The sequence below is a fragment of the Bacillus salacetis genome, assembly GCF_049177075.1.
Taxonomy (GTDB): domain Bacteria; phylum Bacillota; class Bacilli; order Bacillales; family Bacillaceae_B; genus Rossellomorea; species Rossellomorea salacetis_A.
Window position 1 is genome coordinate 3,056,907 of the sequence record NZ_CP185377.1, and the last position, 19,892, is coordinate 3,076,798.

Annotated in this window: 25 protein-coding genes and 2 pseudogenes; 6 read left to right on the forward strand and 21 right to left on the reverse strand. The window is 38.7% G+C overall.

The annotated features are described in order from the left end of the window. Window positions 1–8 precede the first annotated feature (8 nt). Window positions 9–365, forward strand: a complete 357-nt coding sequence (locus ACOJQI_RS16030) for a hypothetical protein (protein ID WP_421379689.1) — start codon at window positions 9–11, stop codon at window positions 363–365. Between the two features lie 332 nt (window positions 366–697). Here the strand turns inward: ACOJQI_RS16030 and ACOJQI_RS16035 are convergent. The 16 genes and pseudogenes from ACOJQI_RS16035 to ACOJQI_RS16110 all read right to left on the reverse strand — a co-directional run bounded on the left by ACOJQI_RS16035 (window position 698) and on the right by ACOJQI_RS16110 (window position 11,602). Further along, window positions 698–1,416, reverse strand: a pseudogene (locus ACOJQI_RS16035) (NADP-dependent oxidoreductase). A gap of 20 nt (window positions 1,417–1,436) precedes the next feature. Next, entirely contained in the window at window positions 1,437–2,597 is a 1,161-nt protein-coding gene (locus ACOJQI_RS16040) for an NADH:flavin oxidoreductase (RefSeq protein WP_421379691.1), read from the reverse strand. Between the two features lie 168 nt (window positions 2,598–2,765). Next, window positions 2,766–3,347 (reverse strand): TetR/AcrR family transcriptional regulator, encoded by a 582-nt coding sequence (locus ACOJQI_RS16045; RefSeq protein WP_421379693.1) that lies wholly within the window; start codon window positions 3,345–3,347, stop codon window positions 2,766–2,768. Between the two features lie 524 nt (window positions 3,348–3,871). Further along, window positions 3,872–5,518 carry a mercury(II) reductase gene (gene merA / locus ACOJQI_RS16050; RefSeq protein ID WP_421379695.1) on the reverse strand — a complete coding sequence of 549 codons (1,647 nt, stop codon included), beginning with the start codon at window positions 5,516–5,518 and terminating at the stop codon, window positions 3,872–3,874. A 70-nt stretch (window positions 5,519–5,588) separates the two neighbouring features. Then, a complete protein-coding gene (gene merF / locus ACOJQI_RS16055) occupies window positions 5,589–5,798 on the reverse strand; it encodes a mercury resistance system transport protein MerF (protein WP_421379698.1) in 210 nt (69 codons plus the stop codon). Between the two features lie 14 nt (window positions 5,799–5,812). Next, window positions 5,813–6,214, reverse strand: a complete 402-nt coding sequence (gene merR, locus ACOJQI_RS16060; RefSeq protein ID WP_421379701.1) for an Hg(II)-responsive transcriptional regulator — start codon at window positions 6,212–6,214, stop codon at window positions 5,813–5,815. 192 nt (window positions 6,215–6,406) lie between these two features. After that, a pseudogene (locus tag ACOJQI_RS16065) lies at window positions 6,407–6,754 on the reverse strand (peroxiredoxin family protein); the annotation flags it as partial. A 228-nt stretch (window positions 6,755–6,982) separates the two neighbouring features. Next, on the reverse strand, window positions 6,983–7,768 hold the full coding sequence (locus ACOJQI_RS16070) for a redoxin domain-containing protein (protein WP_421379703.1): 786 nt from the start codon (window positions 7,766–7,768) through the stop codon (window positions 6,983–6,985). A gap of 279 nt (window positions 7,769–8,047) precedes the next feature. Then, window positions 8,048–8,488, reverse strand: a complete 441-nt coding sequence (locus ACOJQI_RS16075) for an OsmC family protein (RefSeq protein ID WP_421379706.1) — start codon at window positions 8,486–8,488, stop codon at window positions 8,048–8,050. Window positions 8,489–8,886: 398 nt separating this feature from the next. Beyond that, window positions 8,887–9,051, reverse strand: coding sequence for a YjcZ family sporulation protein (locus ACOJQI_RS16080; RefSeq protein ID WP_421379708.1), 165 nt, complete (start codon window positions 9,049–9,051; stop codon window positions 8,887–8,889). A gap of 44 nt (window positions 9,052–9,095) precedes the next feature. Next, window positions 9,096–9,212: a YjcZ family sporulation protein gene (locus tag ACOJQI_RS16085; protein WP_421385490.1), complete on the reverse strand. Its 117-nt coding sequence runs from the start codon at window positions 9,210–9,212 to the stop codon at window positions 9,096–9,098. A gap of 234 nt (window positions 9,213–9,446) precedes the next feature. Further along, complete coding sequence (locus ACOJQI_RS16090; protein WP_421379711.1) at window positions 9,447–9,737, reverse strand: peroxidase; 291 nt, start codon at window positions 9,735–9,737, stop codon at window positions 9,447–9,449. Further along, a complete protein-coding gene (locus tag ACOJQI_RS16095; RefSeq protein WP_421379714.1) occupies window positions 9,738–9,977 on the reverse strand; it encodes a peroxidase in 240 nt (79 codons plus the stop codon). 114 nt (window positions 9,978–10,091) lie between these two features. Then, window positions 10,092–10,820 (reverse strand): cysteine hydrolase, encoded by a 729-nt coding sequence (locus tag ACOJQI_RS16100; protein WP_421379717.1) that lies wholly within the window; start codon window positions 10,818–10,820, stop codon window positions 10,092–10,094. A 121-nt stretch (window positions 10,821–10,941) separates the two neighbouring features. Then, window positions 10,942–11,184, reverse strand: a complete 243-nt coding sequence (locus tag ACOJQI_RS16105; protein ID WP_421379719.1) for a stage VI sporulation protein F — start codon at window positions 11,182–11,184, stop codon at window positions 10,942–10,944. 199 nt (window positions 11,185–11,383) lie between these two features. Continuing rightward, on the reverse strand, window positions 11,384–11,602 hold the full coding sequence (locus ACOJQI_RS16110; protein WP_421379721.1) for a spore germination protein: 219 nt from the start codon (window positions 11,600–11,602) through the stop codon (window positions 11,384–11,386). Window positions 11,603–11,863: 261 nt separating this feature from the next. On the opposite strand from ACOJQI_RS16110, the gene ACOJQI_RS16115 reads away from it, so the two are divergent. The 5 genes from ACOJQI_RS16115 (at window position 11,864) to ACOJQI_RS16135 (ending at window position 14,578) form a co-directional block, all read left to right on the forward strand. After that, window positions 11,864–12,940 carry an FAD-dependent oxidoreductase gene (locus ACOJQI_RS16115; protein ID WP_421379723.1) on the forward strand — a complete coding sequence of 359 codons (1,077 nt, stop codon included), beginning with the start codon at window positions 11,864–11,866 and terminating at the stop codon, window positions 12,938–12,940. A gap of 248 nt (window positions 12,941–13,188) precedes the next feature. Beyond that, on the forward strand, window positions 13,189–13,644 hold the full coding sequence (locus ACOJQI_RS16120) for a MarR family winged helix-turn-helix transcriptional regulator (RefSeq protein ID WP_421379725.1): 456 nt from the start codon (window positions 13,189–13,191) through the stop codon (window positions 13,642–13,644). A gap of 137 nt (window positions 13,645–13,781) precedes the next feature. After that, window positions 13,782–13,880 carry a YjcZ family sporulation protein gene (locus ACOJQI_RS16125; protein WP_421379727.1) on the forward strand — a complete coding sequence of 33 codons (99 nt, stop codon included), beginning with the start codon at window positions 13,782–13,784 and terminating at the stop codon, window positions 13,878–13,880. A gap of 95 nt (window positions 13,881–13,975) precedes the next feature. Further along, a complete protein-coding gene (locus ACOJQI_RS16130; protein WP_421379729.1) occupies window positions 13,976–14,203 on the forward strand; it encodes a hypothetical protein in 228 nt (75 codons plus the stop codon). A 186-nt stretch (window positions 14,204–14,389) separates the two neighbouring features. Beyond that, window positions 14,390–14,578, forward strand: coding sequence for a hypothetical protein (locus ACOJQI_RS16135; protein ID WP_421379731.1), 189 nt, complete (start codon window positions 14,390–14,392; stop codon window positions 14,576–14,578). A gap of 39 nt (window positions 14,579–14,617) precedes the next feature. Here ACOJQI_RS16135 and ACOJQI_RS16140 read toward each other — a convergent pair whose 3' ends face one another. From ACOJQI_RS16140 to ACOJQI_RS16160, 5 genes are all read right to left on the reverse strand, one after another. Next, window positions 14,618–15,625, reverse strand: a complete 1,008-nt coding sequence (locus tag ACOJQI_RS16140; protein ID WP_421379733.1) for a DUF3231 family protein — start codon at window positions 15,623–15,625, stop codon at window positions 14,618–14,620. A gap of 207 nt (window positions 15,626–15,832) precedes the next feature. Continuing rightward, window positions 15,833–16,942: an ABC transporter ATP-binding protein gene (locus tag ACOJQI_RS16145; protein WP_421379735.1), complete on the reverse strand. Its 1,110-nt coding sequence runs from the start codon at window positions 16,940–16,942 to the stop codon at window positions 15,833–15,835. Window positions 16,943–16,964: 22 nt separating this feature from the next. Beyond that, window positions 16,965–17,792: an ABC transporter permease gene (locus ACOJQI_RS16150; protein ID WP_421379737.1), complete on the reverse strand. Its 828-nt coding sequence runs from the start codon at window positions 17,790–17,792 to the stop codon at window positions 16,965–16,967. Continuing rightward, on the reverse strand, window positions 17,792–18,670 hold the full coding sequence (locus ACOJQI_RS16155; RefSeq protein WP_421379739.1) for an ABC transporter permease: 879 nt from the start codon (window positions 18,668–18,670) through the stop codon (window positions 17,792–17,794). The genes ACOJQI_RS16150 and ACOJQI_RS16155 overlap by 1 nt, the downstream gene beginning before the upstream one ends. Next, window positions 18,654–19,892, reverse strand: a complete 1,239-nt coding sequence (locus ACOJQI_RS16160) for an ABC transporter substrate-binding protein (RefSeq protein WP_421379741.1) — start codon at window positions 19,890–19,892, stop codon at window positions 18,654–18,656. The genes ACOJQI_RS16155 and ACOJQI_RS16160 overlap by 17 nt, the downstream gene beginning before the upstream one ends.

Consider the following 19,892-nt stretch of genomic DNA (forward strand, 5'->3'; position numbering starts at 1 on the left):
ATTCACTTTTGTCAGCATATTCCCGTGTGTTTTCAAGAGAAATCCGTTTATCTGATGCTCACCATTTCATTTGTTTGGTTGATCGAAGTAAGACTCTTAAACAATGTTATAAAGAATACAAAGAAGGACGTGCAGACCTTTACAGCTGGGCAGCCTCTCTTATGATCGACACAAGATCTATTTGGCAATTAGGATTATTGAAGCTCCAATCAGTATTAGAATATAAAACGTTCAGTGAAGAAGTTTTAATCAATAATGAAACCTATCTTAAATGGGCAGAAGAACCGGTTGAACACCCTATCCCAACTAAAGATAATGGATTCTTCGATGTGGATTGTAAAACTGTAGAGTTCTTTATATATTAACAAAATCCTTTACTTTTTGAAGGGTTTTGTTAATTGCACATCTAGAGAGTTGAGTGCTCGTCCGTCAGCCGTCAACTTTAGAATAACTGTTAAAACTGCCTTCTCAAGCACTCAACATCCTGTACTAGGATCAGAAGATCAAGTCTTTTCCTCAATAGGAATCACCATAATCTTACAGGTAACTCCCAAATCTTCATACGACAGTGGTTACGTTGTGATTCTTCAAAGAATAACTGAGGTCCTTGTTTCCTAAAGGGTTTCCTGATTATTTGAAGATCATCCTTTTCAAGCAAAAAGATCAACACACAAGTGTTAATTGATCTTAAAATTTATTAATTTTTTACACGAATGACAAGTTTTCCGCGTGCATGATGAGTTTCGCTCAGGGCATGCGCTTCCTTTAAAGACTTTTCATTGTAGTCATAGGTCTTACTGATAACAGGCTTCAATTTTCCCTCTTCATAAAGGTCAGCCAATTTCTGCAATTGCTCTCCATTCGGCTCTAACCAAACGAATCCTGCTTCAGCGTTATAGCTTGCTGCTTCTTCTTCAGATGGCGGCTGCACGATCGAGACAATTTTCCCATTCTCTTTCAATACTTTATAGCTTTTGGACTGGATGTCATCTCCCATTGAATCCAATACAAGGTCAAAGCCTTTTAACACCTCACTGAAATCATCTTCTTTATAATTAATGACTTCATCTGCACCAAGCGATTCCAGGAACTCGATATTCTTTTCGCTTGAAGTTGCCGCAACGTATGCACCAAAGCTTTTTGCGATTTGGATGGCAAATATCCCTACACCGCCTGCACCCGCGTGAATCTGCCCGTTTCCAAAACGACTCCTGCTGCATCCCACCCTAAAACAATTGGGAATTCGAAATCAAGCATTTCTTTTAAATACCCGGCACGCACTTTCCAATCAATAGGATTAATGGAAGTCGCATGTACTTCCACTAAAACTTGGTCCTCAGATATACTTGGTTTCTCGATATCTTTTTCTACTAATACATCTTTATCTCCATACTCCTCAATAACAATTGCCTTAATGACAATTCCTCCGCATTACCTTATTCACAAATACCGTCTGAACCGCACGTCATGCCTTTTCCAAAAATTTCGATTTGTGGTTTCACTTCGAATTCTTTCAAAGTGGCTTGCGGTAATAGGGTTTTTTGGAAATCAAATTCTTCTAATTTTTTACCTTCTTTAACTTTGTCAGCCCAATCTTGATTAGCAAGTGCCGCTTTTCCAATGGTTACGATATCGGCTCTTCCATTTCTTAATAACGTTTCAGCAGATTCGGGATCACCTAACGAACCGTTTGCAATAACAACTGTATCAGTATATTTTTTTACAAGTTCAACTAAGGGTGGACCATTCTCGCTAAACGCAGGAGAAGTTGCATCTGGCTCTGCAATATGAATGTAGTCAACTCCTGCTTCTGTAATTTTTCTGAAAATCATTTCAGCATCAGACTCGCCGTTTTCCCATTTATAATCAGAATCGTTTACTTTCGCTTGGGAAAGACGGATTCCTACGGGAAACTCAGTACCGACCTCTTCACGAACTGCTTTTATGACCTCGATTGGAAGGCGAAGATGATTTTCTAGAGATCCGCCATAATGGTCATCACGTTGATTGGTATAGGTTGTCAGGAATTGGTCAAGGACATATCCATTTGCACCATGAATTTCTATGCCATCAAAACCTGCTTCCTTTGCATTTCGTGCAGCAGCCACAAACCCTTTTATTACATCCTGAATGTCCGCTTCCGTCATTTCCTTTGGCATTGCAAACTCTCCGTTTCCGCCATAGAAGCCAAGCTGTTCTCCTTTTGGTTTAACTGCAGACGCTCCTGCCGTTTCTGAAGAGAAGCGATTTCCCTGCGACAATGCACCTGCATGCATAAGCTGAACAAAAATCTTGGCACCTTGATGTTTTACAGAAGTCGTTACTTTTTTCCATGCATCAATTTGTTCGTCATTAATAATTCCCGGTTGGTTGAGATAACCCTGGCTGTATCGATCATCTGTATAAGTACCCTCTGTCAGGATAAAGCCAAAACCTCCTTTTGCGAAATTCGTATAGTATTGAACCATGTCATCAGTTGCCAGCCCTTCCGGTGTGGCACTTGTTCGCGTCATTGGAGCCAAGCCGATTCGATTGGCCAATACGATATCTTTAATAGTTACGGAAGAAAATAAAGTTGAAAAATTTTCTTGAGTCATGATTGAGATTCCCTCCAAGTTTTTGTCTTATCTAGGATTCATTATATTCCCATATTTATGCACCTATAATCTGTACCAACAGGTAGGTACGAAAAGTGTAACAAAAAAAGAAAAACGGAGTCAATATTGTTGCTTGAGTGTCATCCATTTTTCTTTAATAAGTCTATATCAGCCAGTTATACCATATTCTAATCGAATCATTTCGATTATATCCCTAAGAACATCTATGTCTTGTTTGTTTTTCATTAATAAGATGCCGCCTTCGATTGTAGCAATCATCATTCGCGCTTTTTTTAAGGTATTTAAGCCTGAGGCGAACTCACCATTTTGCTTCATCTCATTTAATATCTGATGAACTTTCTTCTCCCATTGTTCAAAGAAAAGTGCGAGTTTCTCCCTGAACAAGGGATCATGTTCACTCAGTTCTATCGCGAGATTGCCAATAGGACACCCGCGCTTCCCTTCGTGTTCAAGCTGTAACACTAGTATTTTATCGAGCATTTTCTGAATCTTTACCTTTGGCGGGAGAACTTGATCAAGAATACCGTCAAACAATTCCTCTTTCATCTCAGAAATAAGGTGATCAATGACCGCTTCTCCTAGATCCCGTTTCGACTTAAAATAATGATAGAACTGCCCCTTTCCAATCCCAGTTTCTGAAAGAATCTCAGCAAGCTTGGTGTTCTCGTATCCTTTCGAGTGAAAAAGGGTGGAGACAGTGCAGACTATATCATCTACTTTAGAATTCATTTTCCTAACGCCTCCTCTCCTTTATCTTGCTTATAATAAATAATTTCTAATTTTTTCATGTATATTTAATATTCTTCCTGGATTTTATCATTAAATTCTTAAAAACGGAAGAGAGGCCCTGGCCAGGAATTCCCTCATCACCCACAATATTTTCTCAGAAATACCGTCCACAAATTATACTGAGCAGAAGTAAATTAGCCGAAACTAGATTGTTTTTTACAAAAGAGCACTTGCATACCAAGTTACTCGATATGTACCTGGATGCAGGGATTCCTCTATTAGTACAATAAGAGCTGTATCAATTTGGGCTGGACCTAAGCGAATATACCATCTAATGGATAAAGGATCCTTTACAAATTAAAAAGAGCGGCAGTTAAAAAAACTACCGCTTACTTCATATAACATTAAATCTATAACAATACTATTAAATACTTTTCCGATTACTTGCCAAAACAGCAACAAGCGATTTATCTTATTACCTTTTACAATTACAAGGAAGAGTTTACCCTAAGTAAACTCTTTTATCATCCCGCACAACAAGATAATTTCGATACATCCTTATCAAATGTAAGAGCAGCCAGCTTTAATCCTTCTGCCATCGTTAAATATGGTGCAAGGCTATCTTTTAGATCCTCTACAGTTAAACCAAACTTAACGGCTAATGTCGCCGCATAAATCACATCTCCTGCATTTTCTGATACGATATGAACTCCAAGCACCTTTAATGTTTTCGCGTCAGCTACGAGTTTAAAAACCCCTGTAGTTTCATGATTTACCATTGCTCTTGGAACGGCATCCAGGGGTAATACTGATGTTTTCACTTCATAGCCTTTTTCTTTTGCTTTTTCTTCAGTTAAACCCACTGTTGCAATCGAAGGGTTGGTAAAGGTAACACCAGGAACAACTGTAAGGTCCAACTTCTTATTCAAACCACCAATCGCATTGTCAGCAACTAGTCCCCCTTCATACGCTGCCACATAAACAAATTGAGGTCCTAAAGTTACATCTCCTGCTGCATAGATCTTTTCATTGCTTGTTTTAGCATAGTCATTTATCAGAATTTCTTTTCGTTCTCCTACTTCAACCCCTGCTGCACGTAAATTTATTGAATCAGTATTTGGTTTTCTTCCTGCTGCAACTAATAATTGCTCTGATTCAACGACTTTTTTCTTACCATCTACTGTTACATGAACCTTTTTCAGCTCTCCAACTTGTTCTACACGTTCAAAAGCTGCCCCTTTGACGAGGATAATACCTTGTTCAGTTAACGCTTTTTCAACGGCTTCTGAAATCTCCGGCTCATACTCCTTTAAAAGCCGCTCACTTCTTTGCATAAGTGTAACTTCTGAACCTAAATGATGAAACAATTGCCCAAGCTCCATACCGATATATCCGGAACCGATAACCGTTAACCGTTTAGGCACCTTTTTCAATTCCAGCAGCGATGTACTTGTAAGATAATCCACTTCTTCAAGTCCAGAAATCAGTGGTATAGAAGGAGAAGCACCCGTTGCAATTAAGAAACGCTTTGCAGAGATTTTCTTTCCATTGACAACAACTGTACTTTCATCAACAAACTTTGCTTCACCTTCAATTAAATCAAAGCCATATTCTTCAATTAAATCTATATATTTTTGGGTCCGAAGCTCACTCACCAATTCATTCTTTTGCTTGATCAAGGATTCCAATTCTACTTCTCTGGCAGATGTTTGCAACCCCTTATATGAGTTAACATTTGCTAAATGATTGATTTCACCAGCTCGAAGAAGTGTTTTTGACGGGACACAACCAATATTAACGCATGTTCCTCCAACGGTTCCACGCTCAATCATGGCTACTCTAGCTCCATATACAACTGCTTTAATCGCAGCGGAAAAAGCAGCCCCACCAGAGCCAATGATAAGCAAATCATAGTCACCCTCACCCTCACCATCTGGCACTGCATCTTCTTGTGATGATACTTCTTTTATTTCAACAGGTTTATATTCCGTTTGAGCAAGAGCCTTTTTTGCGCGGTCAACATCTATATCACTGGGTAACTCAAATAGTGCTTCACCACGGCGGAAACTAGCTTCAATGTTCTTAGCACCTATCTGTTCAAGTGCTGCTGCAACATGGTCCTCACAACCAGAACACGTCATCCCTTGAATGTTTACCTTGAATTTATTCATTTTATCACCCTCCTGTTTGATCTTACTTTTTCCTCTTTCCTTATTTCATACCCTAAATCAATAAGTTTCTTCATTTATTTGATTTTTCAAGTTTAGAATAAGCATAAATAGTTAAACCAAGAAATACGGCCAAAACAGGAAACAAAATATAATCTAAATAGCCTGTGATCGTACCTACCCCAATAGCACCTAATAAAATAACCAATATTGGTGTAGCACAACATAACAAAATCAAAAATGTACCTACCAATCCAGCAATAAAGGTCTTTTGATATTTCATATTAAAATTTCCTTTCATTCTTCCTCAATCAAAATTTCAATTATCGGACAAGCATGTAACCTTTTTTCATCTGGACATCGTTGTTTTAAATCGTTCAACATACGCTCGATTCGCTTTAAGTCCTCTATTTGCTTTTGGACTTCTACCGCTTTTTTGGATACAAATTCAAACATATCTTCACAGCGGACTTCATCCTTATCTACAACACCAAGCAATTTATAAATCTCATTTAAAGTAAAGCCAAGATCTTGCAAACGTTTGATGAACCTTACACGCTTAACATCCACATCTGAATATACCCGATAACCAGCATTTGTTTTTAAAGGCTCTTGTAATAATTTCTTTTGTTCGTAATATCTAATCGTCTCTTTATTAACCTCGCACTTATCGGCAAACATACTAATTCGGTAACTCATATTTTCACCCCTGAAAATATAATAAACCGTGTACTATGGTACACGGTCAAGGATAATATATATTTTCTCATTCTTTAATAATAAAGTGATAGTTGAACCCTAAAGAAAAAGAGTTCGATTTCTTTCTTTGAGAAACCGGCTCTTTTGTTTCAATTAGGCCTTGCAAAGATACGAGCATTTCTTTTTTTCTGCTCAATCATCTATTGTCTCTGACAATAATTCATGAACTTGATTATATGTTTGTTCATCAGAAGGTCGGTCAGATTGGTTTTTCCCTACATATGAATAAACTACCTTTCCTTCATCAGAAATCAGAAAGAGACTTGGATAAGCAATTTTATAAGCGGCCAATCCTAAAGGATGGTAGACATCAAAAGCTTTAATCACGGAACGATCTTCGTCAATTAAAAAAGGAAAAGGCATTGGATTATCCTTCAGCCATTTTTTAACCGACTCTTTCTTCTGCCCAACAATAATGACGATAGGTATATTCAATTGTTTGTATTTATTTGCATTTTCTTTCAACTGAACCAGTTGTTTTTTACAATGCGGTCACCATGTTCCCCTTAAAAAATATAGTAAGAAGGGGGTTCCTAAGAATTGAGTGGAACGATACTCTTTATCGTTGATATCTTTTAATGTGAATTCTGGAATTGTAGCACCAGGTTTGATACCCTGTTCTTTCACTATATCTCACCTCCATTACTGTCTTAGTCTTCCCAAATGACTGCACGAAAATTAGAGGGTATGATCCCTCTAACAAAAAATTTATTCAATTTTACTATTTGTTGTCCCTGGAATGACGCATCCTTCTGGACCGCAAACCATATCACCCTTCAATTGAGCTTCTTCAGCCTTTTCTTTTTCTAACTGTTTTTGCTGCCAATCTGTATCAATTGTTGGTGAAAATTTCTCTGGGTGACGAATATACCAGCGTTGTTTCCTTATTAAGAAGTTATCTGTATCAAGAAGCAAGGCTTCATCTAGTTCCTTTAAAGCTTCTTCCTTCTTTCCATTTTTAGAATATTCCATTCCCAACTTAAACTTCGTTTGTGCAAGTTGTTTCTCTATATCACTTGTTGAATCTGAAGGGTTATAATAATGATCATCCAGTTCCACTTTTTCAACTTCACTAAAAATTAATTTTCGAACCGCTTCAACATGGTCTTCATTTGTAACTTGAAACCCTTGCTTTATGAGACGAATGGTTCCTTCTTTATCAATAAAAATTCCATTTGGTACAATTTTAAACCCAAATACATTTGCAAAGACATTTTCTGAATCGATGACTGTTGTAAACGGTTTATCCTCCGCATACGGTTTTACGACTTCTGCTCCCTGAATATCAACAGAGACTGACAAAATTTCAAAGTCTTCCTTCTTATATGATTCGTAAATTTCCTGCCATCCAGGCAGTTGCTCCCTGCAACGTCACCATGAAGCCCACATAAAAATCAGTGTGTTTTTTCCACGGAAATCACTTAAGGATACTTTATTTCCTTTTAGGTCAGGAAGCTCAATGTTTTGAATTTTTTGTAAGATCACTTTTATCACACCTTTCCCTATTAGTTTACTCCGATATATGCCCTATAAACCAGTTATTTGCACCAGGGTATTTCTAAAAGCTTTTCTTGACCTGGCTTATTGATAAAATTTCAGTCCATCTTTCGCTCCTAATATCTTCATTCTTCAACAAGACCCCTGATTCAAAGTTAAAACTGAATCAAGGGTCTTACTAAGGTGCTATTGCAAAGAGTTAATCAAGAACCTATATTCTATTTAGAAGCAAATTCTTTTAAAGCTTCTTTATTTTCTTCACTGTTTAAATTGTTGTTAAGCTTTTATCCAATTTGGTTCCAGTTCAATACCTGCTGCTTTTAATGTTGTGTAAACAGGGCAGCGCTTATCTGTTTTTTCTTGCAATTCATCAATACGTTCTGGTGCTTCACTCGTTTTTACTTTTGCATGAATTGTTACTTTTTCGAAGTATGGCTGTACTTCAGGGTCGCCCATTAACCCTCTTGGATCTAGAACCCCTTTAATATCAAATTCAATCCCTTGTAAATCAAAACCTATTTCTTTCGCTACCATGTTGGCAACCACATTCTCACAGCCAGCCAAGGAGCTTAAAAGTGTTGCAAGCGGATCTGGCCCTGAATCCTTGCCACCCATGTTTGGCGGTTCATCAATTGTAATCGAATGATTCCCAGCCTTAAGAACGGATTGCATTCCTTTTGATTCACCTGAAATATGAACATTCATTTTATTTGCCATTATTTTATTCCTCCTCTTATTTAATGTACTAAATACTATTAACCATTTTACTCTTTGTGTGTCAGATTCTCTGTAAGATAAATTACAAAGCAATGTTTGAACACCCGCCCAGTACAAATAACATCATATACTTACTGATAACCTATACAAATACTATATTTCCCTCCCACTTGCTTGCTAACTCTTATATATGATTTAACAAAAAGCAGAAGTGTTTTCAGCTTTTGCTCATTTTGAAGAGCATTTATGTATACTGTTTTCTTTATCCTAACTATTTCTTTAAGGAGGCCGCTATAAATGCCCTAAATGTTATCTTTCTCAACTGGCAATTAAAAAGGACTAGAGTAATAAAATACTCTAATCCTTTTTGTAATCTACAAAATGAATATTAATGGGAATTAATATCCATAACCGCCTGCGAAACTTGCACCAATGATGATCAACAGAATAAACAACACGACAATCAGGGCGAACCCTCCGCCGTAGCCATAACCGCCGCCATAGCCGCCACCGTAACCGTAGCCGCCATAACCACCGCCGTAGCCTCCAAATCCGTAAGGCATTATAAATCACCTCCTTAAATTCCTTCATTCTTTAATCCATTAAATTAATATCCGTGACCGCCAACATAGCTAGCGCCGATAATGATCAACAGAATGAACAACACGACGATCAACGCAAATCCTCCGCCATATGAATGTGACAAGTTAATCAACTCCTTCATTAAAGTCAGGAACATTTATGTTGTTCCTATACATTACAATATGTAAAAGGTGATGTTTGGTGTGGACTTACTAAACCTTGGAACCTACTTGTAACTTAGCTTACGCTCCTTTTTTTGAGGAGGTTTTTATAGTCAAACGAAACTTAATTTGAAAATCCCTTCATAAGCAAATGCAAAATACATTAAAAATAAAAGAGCAATGAATTCATCAGAGAATTCATTGCTCTTTTATTCCTAATTTTCTTCTAACTTTACTCCAAGTCCTTCTGCCATACGATTTACAAAGTTAAAATAGGATGTTATCTGGCATACATCCAATACCTCCAAATCAGTACAGCCTAGTTCTTTGAGATGCTCTACATCATCATCTTTCACACTATGAGGATTCTTGGTTAGTTTTACTGCATAATCCAAAATCGCCATTGTTTTGTTATCCAAGTCAAGCTTGGTATAGTCTTTTTTGAGACCTTCTACTAATTCTATATCTTTCGTAACGAGATGGAGCGCCGCCCCATGATGTTCCATTCAGTAAAAACATTCATTCGTCGATGAAACAACAGTAGCGATACTTTCCCTCGTTTTTCTACTGAGAGGCGATTTACCGAACATGATTACTTTATAATAGTTTAGATGCGCTTCCAGGGAGTTAGGATTTAAGGAATGAACCTTTAGGATATTTGCCATTTTCCCGTTAAATCGTTCGTATAGTTCTTTAAGTTTTCCTTCTGCTTCTTCGGCAGATACCATTTTTATTCTGGATTCCAAGTTTTCACCATCTTTCAAGAGAAATATGTATATATGTATTAGTTTAGTTTATTCATAAAAATCTGTCAATTTCGTTTTGCCTCAGCACTTTAAAGGACTAAATTATTGGTTTGACTATTCATTTCGCATGACTTTAACCGCCTCTTTTGTGGTGATGACATCATTGGCTATCATATTGAAGTTGGTCATTGCTGCTGAATATCCGTCAAGCTCCCCCATTTTCGCAGCTGCTGTTGCATCAGCTATAACCGTCACTTTAAACCCTTGCTCGATTAGCTCTCTCATGTGGGATTCCACACAAAGATTAGCTGACATACCAGCCAGAAATATATGATTAACTCCCCTTTTGCGCAACTGTAAAACCAAATCATTATTCTCAGGTCCATAGACTTTATGAGGACTTGTAATGATTGTATTCTCACGATAAATATAAGGCTTATACTTTTCTAAAAAATCTGCACCTGAATCCTCGAATCCTTTCAGCGTCAACGGACCGCTTCTTAAGTACATATTCCGCTCATGCATCCAGGTTTCCATCTTCCCTGTAAACTCCCACTTTTGATCATAAGGATAGTAAAAGTGGGGAGAGACAAATACCAAGGTATTTTGTTTGGAAGCAGCTTCGAACAATCTTTCAATGTTTTGAACCGTATTATTTTTTTGTACGCTTTCCTTTACCATCGGCCAAGCTACCCCTGAAGGACTTAAAAAGTCATTTTGAGGATCTGTAATAACGAGTGCTTTTCTCTCAACAAATTTCTCTGTTGCAGCAAATAGGTATGTATTCTGTGTTAATGAGATAACAGTCAATAAGATATATATCAGAAATTGCTTTTTTATCATCTGCCTACAACTCCTTGTAATTATTCACCTTAGTTTCTCCCCACTCTCCAATGATATACAAAGCCTTGAAGCAATAAAAAACAAAAGGATAGTCTGATTTGATCATCCTTTTGCTGAATAATTATTTTTTGTTAGCCATTTTTTGTATTTCATTCATGTCTTTCGGAATTTTACCTTTAGTAATGGCTTTGGCAATAAGGTCTTCTTTTTGTTTGGAAACAGGTTTTCCTGCCAATGAAGAAACTTTCCTAATGACCTCCCTGACTTGGCTTTCATCCTTAAAGTTTGTTTTTTCAACTGACTTTGCCAACTTCATCAGATCATCCATTTTTACCCCTGTTTTCTTTTCAATATTATCGAACATATATTAACCCCCTTTCAAAAAGAGTTCTATATATCGTATTGTCATGAATGAGAGGTTGTACCAACGTTTGTCCTGATTTCTTTAAAGTTGAGTTATTTTTAATTCAAGGGTCGTAGCATGAAACTTGAAACCTCAGCCTTATTTATAACATCACTTCTCTAAGTGAATGTTACGACAGTATATCTGTCCCTTTTCCCTTCTATCTGTTTCCAAGTATCGGCTGTTCAGTGGCACTATTCGTGATAATGTTATTGATATTCACTCCATTAATCGTGGAGATGAATGCACCAGTATTGCTGGCCCCAGATCCCAAAGAAGATTTCGAACTGCTTTTATCTGCTTGATAAAACAAATCACCATTTCGGATAGTTCCGCCAGAAATACTGGCAATTCTGACTGGCCCAATGAATGCAGGCATTAGGTTCACTTCCCTTCTGGATTTCTTGTACTACAAGATATGCTTTAATGCAGCAGACTGATTGGGGGGATGTCCCGGAACTATCTAATTCATGTATGATTTGATAATGTAAATGTAAACCACAAAACATTCCGAACGTATATAGCCCCTGCTTTAGTTGGGGGATGTCTATTACAATCCATTGATGTAATCCGGGCTACATTTAAAAGTGATAAAAGATTGTATACTAAATTGTATTAAAGTTAGAAAGGAAGGCTCATTATGCCCGATGTGATTTTAGTTGGCGGGGGACACGCCCACCTTCATTGTTTAAAAAAGATCATAGAGGAACCTGTACCTGAAACCAGGTTTATTCTCGTATCTCCAAGTAAATATCAATATTATTCAGGGATGTTTTCTGGTTATACCGAGGGACTCTATTCGGAATCTGATATCCGAATAGATCTTGAGGAACTCTGCAGGAAATCGGGTGTTCTTTTTCTCAAAGATGCAGCAGTGAAAATTAACCCAGAAGAGAAAATATTGCTTCTTAGCAGCGGTCATTCTCTACCCTTTACCTATGCATCTTTCGATATCGGGTCAGGTACTAATGTTAAAAATATGAATTCAGAAATCATACAAACAGTAAAGCCAAATTATCGATTTCCAGAAATAATAAGGGAACTTCAGGACTCACCTTCTCCTGTAATTGTCGGCGGTGGTGCTGCCGGAGTAGAGTTGAGTCTGACTATACTAGCAAGAAAGAAGAGATTGAAACAGGATGGGAAAGTAACCCTTATCAGCGCCTCTGGATTAATTCCACAAGAATCTGACATGTCCTCCAAGAAACTTGAGAAGGTATGCCGGGATAAGGGGCTTAGTTTAGTTCTTGATGAGCAAGTCGAAGAAGTCACCAACACAGTAGTTAAAACAAATAATCAAACCCTTGCACATTCTGGAGTGTTATTTGTAACTGGACCATCAGCTTTTCCGATATTTAAAGAAAGCGGGCTTATGACTACAGAAGAAGGCTTTCTGGCAGTAACGGATACTCTGCAAAGTAAAAGTCATCCCTTTATCTTCGGTGCCGGTGATTGCGTTTCTTTATTATCATATAAAAACTTGGCGAAAAATGGAGTATTTGCGGTCCGGCAAGGCCCTGTTCTTTGGGAAAATATAAAAAGGACCTTAACTAATAGTCCGGTTATCAAATTTACGCCACAGAAAAGATACTTATCCATCTTATCAACAGGTGAAAAACAAGCGCTGCTAATATACGGGCCTCTTTATCTGCATGGACGACTACCCTGGAGAACAAAAAATATTATAGATAAAAAGTTCCTGATGAAATATACGTAGAAAGCAAGTTAACCTTGCTTTCTATATATTTCATCACCACTTTAATAAATGTTTTTAAATTGCTTCTACCCTCCCGAATCCCCTTCTTCCTGAACCCTTATTACACTTCAGCTAACCTTCCCCTCTTTTCAAATTCTTTTTCATCTTATTTATGTATATAAATAGTATAAATAGGCTTTTTTGGGGGTATAAAAGTGGACTTTACTTATCTTCCTGTTCTTATTTCCTTGCTGAGAGGAGTGAATAAAGTGTTAGATTCAGATATTCAGAAGGCTGTAGAGGAACTGGATGTTACGATGGTGGAACTTAACTTTTTATGGACTATTTTTTATGAAAATGAACCTTCCATTACCCGGTTGGCAGCCTTAACCTTTCTTGACCCATCTACCGTCACTCAAGTTATAGCAAGGCTGAAGAAGAAAAAGTTAGTGGAAATTTCAAAAAAAGAACATGACCAAAGGTACTCTTATGTGAAATTAAGCTCTAAAGGTGATGAAATACGTAAAAAGTCTATAGTGTTTAATAATAAAAATATCATCGGTTTTTTTCATCTAAAAGTGAATACAAAGGAGGAAAAAGAAAAAGCAAAGGCAGCTTTTGACTTTTTAAGAGATATAAATCTTCACTTTCACGGCACAGAATATGTTCAATGGACAGACACATTAAGGGAAAAGTTACAAAAAGACTTTTTAGATCATAAATAGGTGTTTGACGATTTTCAGCAAATCCGGTCTTTTTATTATCAATTGCCCATTCCAAACCATCCATTCCTGAATATCTTTAAAGTAAAGGTGTTATACAAAACCTACACCTTATTTTTGCAGGAAAGGAGTGTTGGAGTATGTCACACGGTGGTTATGGAGCTGGATTTGCCTTGATTGTCGTTCTCTTCATCTTGTTGATTATTGTTGGAGCGGCTGCAGTTGGAGGTTACTACTAATTTCTAACTTTACTGACAAACTGGAGACTGCATCTTAAATGCAGTCTCCAGTTAAAAAAAGCAAACAAATTTTCAAGATAAGGAGGTTAATGAGTATGCCATTTTTCGGACATGGATTTGGTCATCACGGACACGGGTTCGGCCATCATGGACATGGATTTGGACATCACGGACATGGGTTTGGTCATCATGGACACGGATTCGGCCATGGTTTCGGGCACGGTTTTGGTCATCATGGTCATGGATTCGGCCATGGTTTCGGGTACGGATTCGGGCATCACGGACACGGTTTCAGGGGTCGAGGATTCAGAGGTTTCTTCTAATTTCAAACAATAATCTGAGTGGCCTGCCTCGATTTTCATTTTCTATGAGGCAGGCCGCTCAGATGATATTTTGTATTTCGAAAGGCTATTTTAAAAATTACCTAATACGTAAGATTGCTTACATCTTATTATTACGAAAGATGGTACATTTTGTATATAAATGAAAGCAGATAAAGGAGAGATCCAATGATATCAAAAGAAAGAGTCATTTATAAAGGAGAGCCTTATCACCTGTTATATCGATATGGCAATGGACAAGTGGAAATAAAAGGGGATTCCCTCTACAACAATTCTATATTACTGGTTTATGAGAGTGAAATAAGCTCTCCGTTAATACAGGAGAAAAAGAATGAAAATCATGCAAGGAAATCATAAACTGTTGATTTTCTTGCATGATTTTTAAAATTTGATTATTCAGCTTTTATTACTATTAGCCTGTGCAGGTCCCGGCGGTTGTTCAAGCCAATGATTAGTGATCATGATATCTGAACCTTTACGAGCAAGCTTGGAAGTTTTAGTTAAAAACTCAGAATATGTTGTCTTTAAGTCACTTCTCATGCTTGCTGCAAGTGCGCTGGCATAATCAGAAATACCCGAACCCATCATGGTTATCATCCCATACACCATATACTTGTCCGAAAAGGCTCTTTCTGTTGAAGGATTTACATGTGTATCTGAAGGCATGGGCGCAGGTAAATCCGAGGAAGTTAGTAAATCAGTGAGGTCCTTTATGATTTCTTTACCAGACTTCTGGGCGCTATTCATAAATTCTTTTACCTCATTATAAGATGTTGTTTGTCCATAAGCTTTGGTCAAAATGATTCCCGTTAGATTAGCTTCTATGTTGGCGAATACATGGGAAATCTCTATGGCATTCAGAGGCCTTACTTCTCCAATCAAACGGCGGCCATCCAGGTATTCTTTTCCACTTACAAACTCGTTCGACTGCTCTGGCTGAATGAAAGGTGGTCTCACATATAACCCCTTTTTCAGCAATACATCACTGACTAAGCTAAACGCTTTAAAGGCTCGAACTGTGCAAGTTTCAAAGTAGGTTCGGATGTCTGCTCTAGTGGACATCGTAACCATCAATCCACAAACAGAGGCCATTACTCTTGATAGATTTTTTATATAATTTAGTGAAAATGAATCCGGGAAGAGTTTTGCTGCCTTTGTATTCACGTCATCGCTTGTGAATCCACTTGGTATAGAAAGTTGTTCCTTATTTAGTATAGATTGTGTTTCTTCCAGAGTTACACCTACAAGCGCATTCACCTCTTTTAAAACAGATAAAATCTCCTCATCTTGAGTAGTAGCGATCAGGTAGTACAGCATGCAGAGGCTATGGGTATGACTGATATATTCTTGCCATAGAGAAGCTATTTCAGCGGAAGTTAATTTTACTGATTTTGAATCTGACAAGATTATCCCCTTCTTTCAGTTATTCATAATTGTTAGTAGCATACCACTCTCCCGCTCCCTTATTCTCACAAGCTGTTTTTTGTGTTATGACACTTGAAACACTCTGCTCTCAGCTCTTTCTTTCCATATACAACCTATAAGCCCTCAGTGTGTTCACTATTTTTATTCGTCCATTTTATTAATTCAGTATAAGGGAAAGAACAATTGTTAGTGATCCTGTAGCAGAATGACGTGTGAAAGCGGATAGCAGAGAGTTACCTCATCCCCTTCTCCAATATGCCAATCATCCAAGAGTTGGATCTTTGCATGAAGTTCGATACTTCCAACATGGAGCTTCAAATGGTGTACTCCTTGATAAAATGCCGCCTTGGTGAGTGTTCCTGTTATTCTGATCACTTTATGCGGCTTTTCATCGATCACTCGTTGTAGATGGCCCCCCGCATGTTCAGGGTAAAAGAGTTCAGGACGCAAAATGAGGTGGCAGGCCGTGTACGCTTCCCAACCCCTTCTCTTATCAGAAAAGATTATCGAACCACTTTCAGACATAAAGGTTCCCTCTTTCCAGTATCCCTGCAAAATATTTTTGGCACCTAAAAATGCTGCCGTGTCTATCGTAGATGGGTTTACATACAATTCATGAGGAGTCCCAACCTGAACCACCCTTCCATCAACAATAATAGCAATGCGGTCTGATAACTGAAAGGCTTCCTCGCGGTCATGCGTGACAAATAACAGCGTTGTGTCCAATTCTTCTTGAATTGATTTGACGAGCTCCCTCATCTCTTCCCTCAGCTCAGGGTCGAGTGCGCTAAACGGCTCATCCATTAATAATACATGAGGTTCCATGACGAGAGCTCTCGCTAAGGATACCCGCTGCTGCTGTCCTCCGCTCAACTCTGAGGGCTGCTTGTTTTCGTATCCTTTTAAACCAACCTTCTCCAACATGATCATAGCTTTCTTCATCCGTTCCCGCTTTTTGACTTTTTTCATTTTCAAGCCAAATGCAACATTCTCTGCTACATTCATATGAGGAAATAGAAGGGCTTCTTGAAACACCATGCTGAAATTCCTTTCTTCTGCCGACTTTCCCAGAACATCGACACCACCGACGAACAGCTTACCCTCACTAGGCTCTATCAGACCGGCGACCAACCTTAGAAGTGTGGTCTTTCCACTGCCGGAAGGCCCAAGAATGGAAAAAAATTCGCCATCACCAATCGACAAACTGATAGGACCAACTGCAAAAGGCGGCCGATCATTTTTCTTTTTCTTCTCTTGAAGCTGTTTTATGATATTTTTCAGTTGAATATCAGCCATTTCCCTAACTCCTTTCAACCTGTCAAAATGGATCTTCCAAAAAACTCACTGCTTTCCTGGTACGGTTATAGTAAGTATGAAGCAAGTAATCCATCAAAACGAGTGTTCCTATGGCCACAATTGTAAATAACAGAGTATAAGCCGAACCAATTGCCTGATCTCCTCCCGTAATAAAGGGAAACATGATGATTGGGAGAGTAATGACCTGCCCGCTTCCTATTAAAAATGTAACTAGATACTGACTGAGCGAGATGAGTATGCTTAAACTTGCTCCTGCAATTATACCCGGGATCAACCGTGGAACAACAACAAAACGCAGCCTTTGGAAGCGTCCTGCCCCCAGCATTCTTGCCTGTTCTTCCCACTGAAAGCCAATGGTCTGATAACTGATGGTCAACGCTCTCACCATGTAAGGGAGGGTGGCCGGAATATGAGCAAGGACGACACCAGTAATCGTACCGGTCAGCCCAAATCGAAGAAATGTCGTATGAACACCCATGATTGCAACAAACGGGGGGATGATAAGAGGGGCATAAATGACTGCCTCCAACAACCACTTCCCCCTAATTTCCATCCGGGCAAGAGCATTGCCTGCAGGAATGGCCAGAAACACATTGATGACCGTCACAATCAAGGCTATGGATACACTCGTCCATAAAGCTTCGAATGTCCAGGAGTGCTCAGATATCAGGTAAGTCCATGCCCTTCCTTGTATTTCATCAGGAACTATTTGGGGCCAGGTCCAGTTTCTTGAGATGCTTGTTAACACCAAAGGAATAAAGGGGATAATAATCATAATCACAATAATGATCGTAATGATTATATGCATGTAATGAAATAATTTCCTCATTAATCCCATCCCCCCTTCTTCATATTCCATTTTTTACTCAGACGATAAGAAAGGAGTCCAAGCAATGCTGTTATGAATGTGAGTACAAGGTTTATTGCCAATGCATCAGGTCGATTTTCCAGACCTCCACTTGTGTAAAGCTGGTAAGACAGTACAGGCAGCATCTTTGGATAGGTCACTCCTAGTAAAAATGGCACCTCGAATGAGGAAAATGTAAACGCAAAAACGATAAACGTTGCTGATATCCAAGCGGGCAGGACGAGTGGCAAAATAATATACCGGATTCTCTGTATCTGATTTGCACCAAATACAGATGCCGTCTCCTTCCAAGACCCATTAATCCTTCTTAACACCGGGTAGACCATTAAGGAAATAAAAGGAGCCTCTTTCCATGCATAGGTCAAAATTATTCCCCACCCAAACGGCTCGTTCACAAGGATAGGAAAATCAGCTCTCTCTTCAATGAGTCCAATCTGAAATAACAATCCTGAAAGCCAACCGCTCTGCATTAGCAAGAGCGCCATTAAATATGCACCTACAAGATGTGGAATAGTCAGCGGCAGCTGAAAAAAGCGGTGCCAAAGCTGAGTGCTCATAGAAGACGACAGCAGAACAAGGCAGATGGCTACGAACATGCCTATAAGCGCTGAAAAAAATGAAGACAAAATCGCTACACGCAAACTTAACAAGAGGGATTTCCAAAATTCATCCGATAATATCAAAGAATCATATGCTTGCAATGACCAAGCGTATTGTCCTGCTGCCGGGTTGTAACCTACACTTTGTAAGATACCGTTGAAAATCCCTCCAAAAAACAGGAGCCCAATTGCCCCTATTGATGGAAGGATATAAAGTATGGCTTTATTCTTTCGCCACATGTTCCATCCAGCCCTTCTCGACTGCTTCTACATAATCTGCCGAAAGCTCGGGCAGGCGGTGATTGGCTAGTGTTTCAATAGGCAAAATCGAATCGCCGTCAAAAAGGCCGTTCACTTTTTCTTTCTGTTGCTCAGACAGCTTTTCAGGGTCTAACGCCATAAGGTCTCCCCAATAATCAGGATCCTGTTTCGCTATTTGAGCTTCTGGAGAAAGAAAATAATTGATCACAGCCATTGCTCCAGCCTTATTAGATGCGTTAAACGGAATGGATAAATAATGGGTATTGGATACTGTTCCGCCGCTTAGCACAAACGCTTTTGAAGTTTCCGGAAACCTTCCATTCTTGATTTCTGTCGCTGCTCTTGCAGGATCATATCCCATTGTCATCCAAATTTCACCGTTAGCATAAAGTTGATCAGTTTTCGCAAGGCTTTCCGGGTATGTTTTTCCTTCTCTCCAAAGATACGGTTCGATATCATTTAAGTAGTTCCATAAATCTGCAGAAGATTGAATGAACTGCTCTTCATTCTCTAAAGGACTGCTGTATTGGTCGTAACCGCCTGTTAATTCGTAAAGAGCCATCCTGGCAAATGCGCTGCCTGTAAAATCGGGCGGAGCAGGATAAGTGAATTTGCCGGGATTCTCTTGTACCCATTTCTGCAACTCTTTCATCGACTGTGGAGGATTTTTCATTTTGGCCTCGTCATATACGAAAACAAATTGAGAGATTCCCCATGGCGCTTCCAAGCCGTTCACTTCTTCACCAAAGTCCGTGTTGATTGCTGGTGATTCAAGATCAATATATTTTTTTGCATTTGGCAGTTTCTCTGCAAACGAACCCAAAAGAAGGTCGTTTTCTTTTGAAAGCTTGAAGTTTTCCCCATTCAGCCAAATAACATCCATGCTTCCTTCTTCTTTGTTTACTTGTTTTTCATTAAGAAGCTGATTGATAATATCTTTTGTATCATTCATCGGAACACGGTTCAGGTTGATGCCTGCTTCCTCTTTTAAGCGTGGAGCCGCCCATTCATCTAAATAATTGTTAATCGAATCGCTGCCTCCCCACATATAGAGGTTGACCGTTTGCCCTTCTGCCGCTTTTTCAATCTCCTCCCATTCCGAATTTAATACATCTAGTTGATTTTTTTCACTGTTTTCTGCAGGTGTACAAGCTGTCAAAAGCAAAATAAACCCAAGCAATAAGAGCGAGATTCTTTTCAT